This window comes from Hyphomicrobium sp. LHD-15 (assembly GCF_031157355.1).
Lineage (GTDB): Bacteria > Pseudomonadota > Alphaproteobacteria > Rhizobiales > Hyphomicrobiaceae > Hyphomicrobium_C.
This window is the reverse complement of record NZ_JAVIFT010000006.1, coordinates 142,976-154,897: the sequence shown is the minus strand read 5'-3', so window position 1 is coordinate 154,897 and position 11,922 is coordinate 142,976. Positions and strand designations below refer to the sequence as shown.

Genomic DNA, 11,922 nt, shown 5'->3' with positions numbered 1-11,922 from the left:
CCAGGTATCGGACTTAGCCGTGACGCGGCAATTGGGCAATCATCCCGGTAAGCTTCGCGCTTGCACAATGCTATGCGCCAGCATATTGTGCCTAAATCCAAGGCACCTCATGAATGTGCTCAAGACCTAGGCAAACGCGAGACGCGCGGCTTTGACAAAGATCAAGCTTGGCCAGCAACCAATTGAGAACAATGTGTTTCTCGCGCCCATGACAGGCGTGAGCGATTTGCCGTTCCGGCGTCTCGCGCATTCGTATGGAGCGGGACTCGTCGTTTCCGAAATGGTGGCGAGCGCAGAGCTGGTCAGCAGCCGCGCGGACGTGTTGCGGCGGGCCGAGGGCGAAGGTCTCGCGCCGTTCGTGATGCAACTCGTCGGCTGCGATCCGCACTGGATGGCAGAGGGGGCGCGGATCGCGGAAGCTAAGGGCGCCGACATCATCGACATCAACATGGGCTGTCCGGCCCGCGAGGTTACGGGCAAGGCGTCGGGGTCGGCGCTGATGCGCGATCTCGATCATGCGCTGGGCCTGATCGAGGCTGTCGTCGGGGCGGTGTCGGTTCCGGTGACGCTCAAGATGCGTCTCGGCTGGGACGACCGCTCCCGCAACGCGCCCGTGCTTGCGAAGCGGGCGGAAGCGGCCGGCATCCAGCTCCTTACCGTGCATGGACGTACACGCGAGCAGTTCTTCAAAGGCCGTGCCGATTGGTCGGCCGTTCGCGCAGTCAAAGAGGCGGTGGGCATTCCGGTGATCGTCAATGGCGACATCCTGAGCGTCGCGGATGCGCGGGCGGCACTCGCCGCTTCGGGTGCGGATGGCGTGATGATCGGCAGGGGCGCATATGGCGCGCCTTGGCTTCTGGGTCGCATCGCGGCTGCGCTGGCCGAGGGCGGAGAGACGGAGTTGCCTCCGCTCGCGGAGCAGAGCCGTGTGGTTCGCGCTCATGTGGAAGCGATGCTCGCCCACTACGGCGAGTTCATCGGGCTTCGCAATGCGCGCAAGCATATCGGTTGGTATCTCGAATCGAGCGGCCATCGCGTGGGGTCGATCAAGGCGTGGCGCCGAGAGCTGTGCACGGAGGCGAGCCCGGCTCGCGTCCTGGCGCTGATCGAGGCGTTCTACGGAGACGCGACGGAAGCAGACGTGTTGGAGAAAGCTGCGTGAGCAAGAGAGCCGTGGAGCGTCCTATCCCTATCCGCAAGGCCGTGGTCGAGCACGATATGCTGCTCGCCGCGTTACCGCATCCGATCCTGGTGGTCAGCGACGGCAATCAGATCATCTACGGCAACGCCGCGGCCGAATCCTTCCTTTCGACCAGCGCGGTGATGCTGACGCGGCTGAAGCTCGACGACATCATCGCATTCGGTTGCCCGCTTCTCACGCTCGTCGAGCAGGTGCGCGAGAGCGGGGCGACGGTCAACGAGTACGGCGTCGAGATGGCGAGCCCCAAGTTCGCGAACGCCAAGCTGGTCGACGTCTACGCCGGCCCGATGAACGACAGCAGCCAGTTGATCGTCATCATGCTCCAGCAACGCACGATGGCGCAGATGATCGAGCGACAGCTCACGCATCGGGCGGCGGCAAGATCGGTCTCGGGCATGGCCGCGGTGCTGGCCCACGAAATCAAGAACCCGCTTTCGGGCATCAAGGGTGCGGCCCAGCTTCTCGAGCAGGGTCTTTCGGACGAGGACCGCGCGCTCTCGCAGCTGATCTGCTCGGAGACAGACCGCATCCGCAATCTCGTCAATCGGATGGAAGTATTCGGCGACGAGCGGCCGCTGGCCAAGGAGCCGGTCAACATCCACGACGTGCTGAACCACGTGCGCCGCCTGTCCGAAACCGGGTTCGGGCGGAGCGTGCGCATCATCGAGGATTACGATCCTTCGCTGCCGCCGATTCCGGGCAATCGCGACAAGCTCGTGCAGGCCTTCCTCAACCTTCTCAAGAATGCGGTCGAAGCGATCGGCGACAACGATGAGGGACAGGGTCGCATCATCATGCAGACCTCGTTTCGTCCCGGCGTGCGCCTGCTGGTACCGGGCGCGGATGCGCGCATGAGCCTGCCGCTGATGATCCAGATCGAGGACAACGGCTCCGGGGTGCCGGATCATCTGAAACCGCACCTGTTCGATCCCTTCGTTACCACCAAGCATAACGGCACAGGTCTCGGGTTGGCGCTCGTTGCCAAGATCGTCGGCGATCATGGCGGCATCATCGAGTGCGAGAGCGAGGCCAATCGTACGGTGTTCCGCGTCCTCCTGCCGATGCAAGACCGAAGCCGAAAGGACGCGCCGATCAGCAGGCGCCCCTTTCTCGCCAATGACAGGAGAGGCTGATCCATGGCCCGTGGCACTGTTCTCATTGCCGACGACGATACCGCGATCCGGACCGTCTTGAACCAGGCGCTGGCGCGAGCAGGATACGCGCCACGCGCGACCGGCAACGCCGCAACGCTCTGGCGCTGGGTGAGCCAGGGTGAAGGCGATGTCGTGATCACCGACGTCGTGATGCCCGACGAAAACGCGTTCGATCTCATTCCGCGCATCAAGAAGGTGCGGCCCGAGCTTCCGATCATCGTCATGAGCGCGCAGAACACGCTGATGACGGCGCTGACGGCCGCCGAGAAGGGCGCCTACGAATATCTGCCGAAGCCGTTCGATCTTTCGGAGGTCGTGGCGGTCGTCGGGCGGGCGCTTGCGGGGCAGGGCCGGCGGCCGCGTGCCGCTACCAGCACGGAAATGGAGGGCGAGGAGCTGCCGCTGATCGGCCGCTCGCCCGCGATGCAGGAAATCTACCGGGCGCTGGCGCGCCTCACGCAGACCGATCTCACGGTCACGATCCAGGGCGAGAGCGGCACCGGCAAGGAGCTGGTTGCGCGCGTGCTGCACGATTACGGCAAGCGGCGGCAGGGGCCGTTCGTCGCCATCAACATGGCGGCCATTCCGCGCGAGCTGATCGAGAGCGAACTGTTCGGCCACGAGAAGGGCGCGTTCACGGGCGCGCAGACGCGCACGCCCGGCCGCTTCGAGCAGGCCGAGGGCGGCACGCTGTTTCTCGACGAAATCGGCGACATGCCGCTCGAAGCCCAGACACGGCTTTTGCGCGTGTTGCAGCAGGGCGAATATACAACTGTCGGCGGGCGTACTCCGATCAAGACGAACGTCCGGATCATCGCGGCGACCCACCGCGATCTCCGGAGCCAGATCCAGCAGGGGCTGTTCCGCGAGGACCTCTACTACCGGCTCAACGTGGTTCCGTTGCGTCTGCCGCCGCTACGCGAGCGGGTCGAGGACATCGGCGATCTCGTGCGTCACTTCCTGCGCCAGGCGGCACGCGAGGGTCTCGGTCAGAAATCGATCGAGACAGCGGCCATCGAGCGTCTCAAGGCGCATCCGTGGCCGGGGAACGTGCGCGAGCTCGAAAACTTCGTGCGCCGGGTGGGTGCGCTCTATACGCAAGACACGCTGACCCAGCAGATCATCGATCAGGAGCTGGCGGAGGTGCTGCCGAAACGGAGCCCGACGTCGGACACGGAGCCGAAGGAGTTTTCGGAGCTGGTGGAGCGCTACCTTGCTCAGTATTTCGCCGGCTTCGGCAAGGAGCTGCCGCCGCCCGGCCTCTATGATCGGGTGATCCGGCAGGTCGAGCATCCACTGCTGTCGGCAGCGCTGACGGCGACGCGCGGCAACCAGATTCGAGCCGCCGAGCTGCTCGGTCTCAACCGCAACACGCTCCGCAGCCGGATCAAAGCCCTCGACATCCGCGTTTTCAGAACGCCGATGCCCTGACGACCTCGGGCTACAACATCGGACACGCACCCTGGCACGATTATTTTTGGTCGCTGCCAGGGTGGCTTCCGATCAGTTGATCCTCGCAACGCGCGGGAATGCGTAACATTCCCGCCATCGGGCGTTGCGAGTTTGCAAGAAAAGTCCATCTGTCGCACCGATTGCGTCGCAGGAATGTCACAGTTACACTGTCACTTGTGCCCGGCGCACGCCAGTATGGGTGGCGGCAGTGGCGAACACGCCTCGTCCGGACGGAACGTTCGTGATCGGCGAGTAACACTCCCGCTGGTCATACGCTCTGCTGAGCATCTGCTGCAAAGTGACGGAAGGTCGAATGGTCGGTAGAGGTACCACGAGCAAAGCCGAGTGGACGCACGGCGCTGCGTCGCCGTTGCTCGATCTTACCGATCGGGCGTTCTGGATCGGCCTCGTCGTCGTCGTCCTGTCGCTGATCTCGGCACTCGCGACCTATCTCATTCTCACCGGTCTCACGCCGATCGCGCCGCGCGACGATATTGTCCTCGGCGCGCTGCTCGTGAACGTCGTGCTGATCGCGGCCATGATCGCCGTCATCGCGTGGCAGGGCTACGGCATGTGGCGGGCCTGGCGCGAAAGGCTGCCTGGCGCCCGGCTGCATGTCCGCATCGTTCTGCTGTTCTCGATCATCGCGGCGTTGCCCGCGATGCTGCTCGCGGTGGCGGCCACGACGACCTTCTCGCGTTCGCTCGATGGATGGTTCTCAACCCGAACGCGCGCGATCATCAACAACTCGGTCGAGGTGGCGCAGGCCTATGTCGACGAGCACGGGCAATTGCTCCGCACCGATCTCGCCAACATGGTGCGCGACGTCGATGCGGCGGCCGATCACATTGCAATCGATAGCCCGGAATTCCGCCAGCAGGTGATCGCCCAGGCGGGGCTTCGCGACATTCCGGCCGCATACGTGCTCGACGGCAATGGAGACCCGCTCATCGCGGCGCTCGAGGATCAGGCGCAGCCGTTCACGCCGGTTCCGTTTCCCTATCTGGCGCAAGTGAAGAACGGGCAGGTGGCGCTGTTCTCGCCGTCCGGCACCTCGCAGGTGTCGGGCGTTGCCAAGCTCAACAGCTATCCGGACCGCTACCTCTATGTGTCGCGACTGTTGAGCCCCAAGGTGATGGGACACCTGCAGAGGACCGCGCAGAGTGTCGACGAGTTCAACCGGCTTCGAGCGGCGCGCGGTGGCCTCAAGTTCGCGCACGGCCTCATCTACACGATGATCTCGATGACGGCGCTGCTGGCCGCAATCTGGGTGGGCCTGTGGTTCGCGAGCCGGTTCGTGGCGCCGATCCGCCGTCTCATCGAGGCGGCCCTCGATGTTTCGCGTGGCAATCTCGGGGTCGAGCTGCCGGAACGGCGCGGCGAAGGCGATCTCCGGCGCCTCTCTACAACTTTCAACACCATGACGCGCGAACTGAAGCACCAGCGCGACGCGCTGGTCATGGCGAACGAGCAGCTGCTCGATCGCCGCCGGTTCATGGAGGCAGTGCTGTCGGGCGTTTCCGCCGGCGTGATCGGCCTCGACAGCCAGGATCGCATCACCCTCGTTTCGCGCGCCGCTGAGCAATTGCTTGCGACCCAGGAAGCCGACATCGTCGGCAAGAAGCTCGTCGATGCGCTGCCGATGCTGGCGCCTTCGCTCGAACGGCGCGAGGAGCCCGGCGTCAAGGCGCGCGGCGCACACGAAATCTCGATTGCGATCGGCGACGAGGAGCGCACGTTCGCCGTGCGCGTCACGCGCGAGAAAGCCGGCCCCGGCGATGTCGGCTCGGTCGTGACTTTCGACGACATTACCGAATTGGTTTCTGCTCAGCGCACATCCGCCTGGGCCGATGTCGCGCGGCGCATCGCGCACGAGATCAAGAACCCGCTGACGCCGATCATCCTCTCCGCCGAGCGCATTCGCCGGAAATACGGAAAGGTCATTCTCGAAGACCGCGAGACTTTCGACAAGCTGACGGCGACGATCGAACGGCAGGCCGGCGACATCAAAACGATGGTGGACGAGTTCGCTTCGTTCGCGCGCATTCCGAAGCCGGTCATGGAGCACAACGATCTCCGGGATGCTGTGCTGGATTCGGTCATCCTGTTCCGCGAGAGCCATGGCAGCGTCGTCTATGGGCTCAAGATGCCCGAGCAGCCGGTTTACGCCTCCTTCGACCGCCGGCTGCTGACGCAGGCGGTGACCAACCTCGTCAAGAACGCCACCGAGGCCGTCGAGAGCTCCGTTGACAGCGACCCCGGCCGGCAAGGGCGGGTCGACGTCGAGCTTCGGCTCGATGCGACGACGGTGGCGATCGAGGTTTGCGACAACGGCCCCGGGCTTCCGAAGCAGAACCGCTCGCGGCTGCTCGAACCCTACGTCACGACCAAGGGCCACAAGGGTACGGGGCTCGGCCTCGCGATCGTCCAGAAGATCATCGAACAACACGGCGGGCAGTTGCTGCTGGACGATGCGCCGCTCGATGCGCATCGGACCTCCGGCGCCCGCGTCACGCTTTCGCTGCCGATCTCGATCCTGACGTCGGAGGCAGCGGCCAATTCGAACAGCGACCCGAGCGAGCGCAAGCTTGCGGCCGGCAATCGCGAGATCTGATGCACACCAGACGACACTTAGGAGTTGAGAGATGGCTGCAGACATTCTGATCGTCGATGACGAGGCGGATATTCGGGAACTCGTCGCGGGCATTCTCGAGGACGAGGGCCATCGTACGCGCCTTGCGCGCGACAGCGACGAAGCCTTGCGCATCATCGAGGAACGGCGGCCGCAGCTCGTCATCCTCGATATCTGGCTGCAGGGAAGCCGGCTCGACGGCCTCGAGGTGCTGTCGGTCATCAAGCGGACCTATCCGGATCTGCCGGTGGTGATCATCTCGGGGCACGGCAACGTCGAGACGGCGGTGACGGCGATCAAGCGCGGCGCCTACGACTACATCGAGAAGCCGTTCAAGGCTGACCGACTGGTGCTCGTCACGCTGCGCGCGCTCGAAGCCTCGCAGCTCAAGCGCGAGGTGCGCGAGCTCAAGGAGCGCTCGACGGTGTCGGCCGAAATGATCGGCAAGTCGCCGGCCATCAACCAGCTCAAGAGCGCGATCGATCGCTTGGCGCCAACCAACAGCCGTATCCTGATCCGCGGCGCGTCGGGGGCCGGCAAGGAACTGGCCGCGCGCCTCCTGCATCAGAAGTCTCATCGCGCGGATGGGCCGTTCATCGTGCTCAACGCGGCTTCGATGGCGCCGGATCGCGTGGAAGAGGAGCTGTTCGGCACCGAGGATCGCTCTGGCGGTCCGCGCAAGGTCGGCGCGCTCGAAGAAGCGCACGTCGGCACGCTCTACATCGACGAGGTGGCGGACATGCCGCTCGAGACGCAGGGCAAGGTGCTGCGCGTGCTCGTCGAGCAGAAGTTTCAGCGCATCGGCGGTGCGCAGAAGGTTTCGGTCGACGTCCGCATCGTCTCGTCGACGAGCCGCGATATCGAGCGTGACATGAGCGAGGGGCGTTTCCGCGAAGATCTCTATCATCGGCTCAACGTCGTGCCGCTGCGCGTGCCGGGGCTCGCCGAACGGCGCGAGGACATTCCCGAGCTGATCCAGTATTTCGTGAACCAGCTTTCGCAGGCGTCGGGCCTCTCGCCGCGGCGCATCGGCGAGGACGCCATCGCTGTGCTGCAGGCGCACGACTGGCCCGGCAACGTGCGCGAGCTTCGCAACAACATCGAGCGGCTGATGATCCTCGCGGGCGGTGATCCCGGTGCGGTGATCACGGCCGACATGCTGCCGGAGGAGATCGGCTCCAACGTGCCGCTGCCGGTGAATGGCGGGGCGGAGCATCTGATGAGCCTGCCGCTGCGTGAAGCCCGCGAGATTTTCGAGCGCGAGTATCTGCTCGCGCAGATCAACCGCTTCGGCGGCAACATCTCGCGCACGGCGGAGTTCGTCGGCATGGAGCGTTCGGCACTGCATCGCAAGCTGCGCGCGCTCGGCGTTTCGTCGGATCAGCGCGGTAACGAGATGAAGGTCGGGTAATAGGTAGCTTAGCTGGCAACAGGCAGCGGGCAGGGGGACGAGCGGGCATGACGCGGGTCGTGTACGTCAACGGGCAGTATCTGCCCTATGGGCAGGCCGGCGTTCACGTCGAGGATCGCGGATTTCAATTCGCCGATTCCATCTACGAGGTGTGCGAGGTCGATCAGGGCCGTCTCGTCGATGAGACGCGTCACCTCGAACGGCTCGAACGCTCGCTCGGCGAATTGCGCATTCCGATGCCGATGTCGCGCCGTGCGCTTGGGCATGTTCTGCGCGAAACGGTGAAGCGCAACCGGGTGCAAACTGGGCTCGTTTATCTGCAGATCTCGCGCGGGGCAGCACCTCGCGACTTTCCGTTTCCAACGGGTGACATCGCGCCGACCATCGTTTGTCTGGCGCGCCGTGTGGACGGGGCTAAGCGTGCGGCGCGCGCTGCTGCGGGTATCGCGGTGAAGACCATGCCCGACATCCGCTGGGGCCGGTGCGATATCAAAACCGTCATGTTGCTTCCTGCGGTGCTCGCCAAGGAAGCTGCAGCCGCAGACGGCGCGCAGGAGGCGTGGCTGGTCGATTCCGAAGGGTTCATTACCGAAGGGGCGTCGAGCAACGCGTGGATCGTCGACGCTTCAGGAACGCTGATCACGAGACCGACCGGAAATGCAATCCTGCCCGGCGTCACACGCAGATCGCTTTTTGATTTGCTTATGGGGGAAAAAATCCCGTTCACGGAACGCCCGTTTCGCGTCGAGGAAGCCTTTTCCGCACGCGAAGCGTTCATTACCTCGGCTTCCGGCACCGTTATGCCGGTTGTCGCGATCGACGGACGGCCAATCGGGAATGGTCATCCAGGGGAATTGACGCGGCGCTTACGCTCAAACTTTCATCAAGCTGTCGAATTTTCCCGCTGACTTCCAACTGTGCGAATTCTCCATGTTGTCGCGGCGCACACTCCCGCCTATTGTCCTGCAATTAAGCTAAGTTAGCTGCTCCTGAGTCCCGAGTGGTTCGGCGTGCTCGCGGCTTGTCAGGCGACGATGAAGGTCGCGCCTGACGCCCAAGATCAAAGTCCAGGAAGAGGCTAAAAAAAAGAGGCAACGAACGATGGCTGCAGAACGCGCTCAAAACCTTCAAGACACCTTTCTCAATCACGTTCGAAAGAGCAAAACGCCCCTTACGATTTTCCTCGTCAATGGCGTCAAGCTTCAAGGCATTGTGACGTGGTTCGACAACTTTTGTGTTCTCTTGCGCCGCGACGGTCACTCGCAGCTCGTCTATAAGCATGCGATATCGACCATCATGCCGGGCGCTCCCGTTCATCTCATGGATGCGGAGACCGACGGTCAGTAAGCGTGAGCACGTCCCATCGACCGCAGCACGAAGCCGGGTAGCGTCCCGGACCAAAGCCCCAAGAAGCAATCGGGCAACAAAGAGCTGGTGACAACACGAGCAGGCGCGATGCGCACGCTGGTGCTCGTGCCTGTGCTGGCGCGTGCGCGCGCGGCTTCTGGCGAGGGAACATCGCCGAAACCGGAGCGCGCGATCTCGCTGCATTCGCCGGAGGATCGTCTGGCTGAAGCAAAGGGGCTTGCCGAAGCGATCGATCTCGATGTCGTCGGCGCGATGCTGGTGCCGGTCGCGCAGCCGAAGCCGGGCACGCTGTTCGGCTCAGGCAAGGTCGAGGAGCTTCAGCATCTCGTCACGGAGCTCGAAGCCGGGCTTGTCATCGTCGATCATGCCATCAGCCCGGTGCAGCAGCGCAATCTCGAGCGCGCGTGGAAGGCCAAGGTGCTGGATCGCACCGGGCTCATTCTGGAAATCTTCGGCCGCCGTGCCCGCACACGTGAAGGACGGCTGCAAGTCGAGCTTGCGCATCTCTCGTATCAGAAGGGCCGCCTGGTTCGCGCCTGGACCCATCTCGAACGGCAACGTGGCGGCCGCGGCTTTCTCGGCGGTCCGGGCGAAGCGCAAATCGAGCTCGACCGGCGCATGCTCGACGAGCGCATCATCGCGATCAAGCGCGAACTCGAAGGCGTGGTGCGCACGCGCGAATTGCATCGCAAGGGGCGGCGCAAGGTTCCCTATCCGATCGTGGCGATCGTCGGCTACACGAACGCCGGAAAGTCGACGCTGTTCAACCGCGTCGCTGGCGCCGGCGTGCTGGCGATGGACCAGGTGTTCGCGACACTCGATCCGACCATGCGCGAGGTGCGGCTCCGCTCCGGTCGGCGCATCATTCTCTCCGACACGGTGGGCTTCATCTCTGACCTGCCGACACAACTCGTCGCCGCGTTCCGCGCGACGCTGGAAGAGGTGATCGAAGCGGATCTCGTTCTGCATGTGCGCGACATCGCGCACGCCGAAACGGAGGCGCAGGCGGCCGACGTGGAAGGCGTGCTGCGCGATCTCGGCATCGATACGATCGCGGCGGATGCGCCCATTCTCGAAGTCTGGAACAAGGTGGATCTGTTGTCGCCGGTTACGCGGGAGGAGGCGGAAGCTGCCGCCCGTTTCCGTGATCCGCAGCCGGTGCTGATCTCGGCGGTGGCAGGCGACGGGCTCGACCGTCTGCTCGATCGGATCGATGCAAGGCTCGGGCAAGGCGACGAAATTCTGACGCTTTCGCTGCCCGCGCACGACGGTCGCCTGATCGCCTGGCTTCATGAAAACGCGGATGTTCTCCACCAGGAGGCGAACGAGGAGGGCGAGATCGTGGTTCGCGTCCGGATCGCGTCGGAGAAGAAAATCCGCCTCGTTCAGCAACTCGAACGCGCCGGGATTTCGCTTCCATAGTACACTGATCACCGGCGTGCGGCGTCGATAGAGGTCAGTCGCGATGACGGAGAGTTCCAGAAGCCAGTGCTGTATTGCTGGCGGAGGCCCTGCGGGGCTGATGCTCGGCTACCTGCTCGCTCGCGCCGGCGTTCGCGTGACGGTTCTCGAAAAGCACGCGGATTTCCTGCGCGATTTTCGTGGCGACACGGTGCATCCCTCGACGCTCGAAATCATGGTCGAACTCGGCCTCATCGATCGTTTCCTCAAGCTGCCACATCAGAGGGTGGAGAAGCTCGGCGGCCTCGTCGGCACGACGCCGGTGACCATCGCGGACTTCACGCATCTGCCGGTGCGCGAGCGCTATATCGCGATGATGCCGCAGTGGGATTTCCTGAATTTCATCGCGGCGGAGACAGCGCGTTACCCGAGCTTCACGCTCAAGACGAATACCCAAGTCACGGACCTCATCCAAAAGGGCGACAGGATCGTCGGCGTCAAAGCCACCGGACCCAACGGCGAGCAGGAGTTTCTTGCCGATCTGGTCGTAGCGGCCGACGGGCGCGGATCCATCGTGCGCGAAAAGGCCGGCCTCCAAAGCGAGAACCTCGGTGCGCCGATGGATGTGCTGTGGTTCAAGCTGCCGATGAGGCCCGGCGAGGACGGGCAGACGATGGGCCGGTTCGGCGCCGGCTCGATCCTGGTGCTGCTCAATCGCGGCGATTACTGGCAGTGCGCTTATGTCATTCCGAAGGGATCGCTCGCTGCGCTGCAGGCTGCGGGCCTCGAGGCGTTCCAGGATGCGATTACCGCCGCGTCGCCGTTCGAGCGCGAGCGGCTCAATGCGATCGGATCGTGGGACGACGTGAAGCTTCTGACGGTGCGTGTCGATCGCTTATTGAAATGGTACCGGCCGGGGCTCCTCTGCATCGGGGATGCTGCTCACGCGATGAGCCCGATCGGCGGCGTCGGCGTGAACCTGGCCGTTCAGGACGCGGTGGCGGCGGCGAACATCCTAGTCGAGCCGTTGCGGAACGGAACTCTTGGCGAAGCCGATCTCGCGGCCGTGCAGAAGCGCCGGATGCTTCCGACGCGCGTGACGCAGGCGATCCAGCTCGCGATGCAGAACACCATCATCTCGGGTACGCTCAAGCTGCGCGAGCAGCCGAAACCTCCGTTCGCGCTAAGGCTCCTGCAGATGTTTCCGGTGCTGCAGCGGCTGCCCGCGCGGGTGCTCGGTCTCGGCGTACGGCGCGAGAGCGTGTCGGGCGCGGTTCGCGTCGGGAACGGCTGACCACGCGCG

9 protein-coding genes are annotated in these 11,922 nt (G+C 64.1%); all 9 read left to right on the top strand.

The genetic code is table 11. From position 1 onward, the window contains the following. Positions 1 to 208 precede the first annotated feature (208 nt). Positions 209 to 1,162 (top strand): tRNA dihydrouridine synthase DusB, encoded by a 954-nt coding sequence (gene dusB / locus RCO24_RS16860; RefSeq protein ID WP_308963887.1) that lies wholly within the window; start codon positions 209 to 211, stop codon positions 1,160 to 1,162. After that, on the top strand, positions 1,159 to 2,334 hold the full coding sequence (locus tag RCO24_RS16855; protein WP_308963751.1) for an ATP-binding protein: 1,176 nt from the start codon (positions 1,159 to 1,161) through the stop codon (positions 2,332 to 2,334). The genes dusB and RCO24_RS16855 overlap by 4 nt, the downstream gene beginning before the upstream one ends. A gap of 3 nt (positions 2,335 to 2,337) precedes the next feature. Beyond that, positions 2,338 to 3,786, top strand: a complete 1,449-nt coding sequence (gene ntrC / locus RCO24_RS16850; RefSeq protein WP_308963750.1) for a nitrogen regulation protein NR(I) — start codon at positions 2,338 to 2,340, stop codon at positions 3,784 to 3,786. A 334-nt stretch (positions 3,787 to 4,120) separates the two neighbouring features. Further along, positions 4,121 to 6,421, top strand: coding sequence for a PAS domain-containing sensor histidine kinase (locus tag RCO24_RS16845; RefSeq protein ID WP_308963748.1), 2,301 nt, complete (start codon positions 4,121 to 4,123; stop codon positions 6,419 to 6,421). Between the two features lie 31 nt (positions 6,422 to 6,452). Next, positions 6,453 to 7,850 (top strand): sigma-54 dependent transcriptional regulator, encoded by a 1,398-nt coding sequence (locus tag RCO24_RS16840; protein WP_308963745.1) that lies wholly within the window; start codon positions 6,453 to 6,455, stop codon positions 7,848 to 7,850. Positions 7,851 to 7,897: 47 nt separating this feature from the next. Then, positions 7,898 to 8,758, top strand: coding sequence for a D-amino-acid transaminase (locus RCO24_RS16835; RefSeq protein WP_308963744.1), 861 nt, complete (start codon positions 7,898 to 7,900; stop codon positions 8,756 to 8,758). Between the two features lie 193 nt (positions 8,759 to 8,951). Further along, positions 8,952 to 9,197 carry an RNA chaperone Hfq gene (hfq, locus tag RCO24_RS16830; RefSeq protein WP_308963743.1) on the top strand — a complete coding sequence of 82 codons (246 nt, stop codon included), beginning with the start codon at positions 8,952 to 8,954 and terminating at the stop codon, positions 9,195 to 9,197. A gap of 108 nt (positions 9,198 to 9,305) precedes the next feature. Continuing rightward, the gene (hflX, locus tag RCO24_RS16825) at positions 9,306 to 10,640 is read left to right on the top strand and encodes a GTPase HflX (RefSeq protein ID WP_308963885.1); all 1,335 of its coding nucleotides are present in this window, start codon (positions 9,306 to 9,308) and stop codon (positions 10,638 to 10,640) included. Positions 10,641 to 10,683: 43 nt separating this feature from the next. Next, positions 10,684 to 11,913, top strand: a complete 1,230-nt coding sequence (locus RCO24_RS16820) for an FAD-dependent oxidoreductase (RefSeq protein WP_308963742.1) — start codon at positions 10,684 to 10,686, stop codon at positions 11,911 to 11,913. Positions 11,914 to 11,922 lie beyond the last annotated feature (9 nt).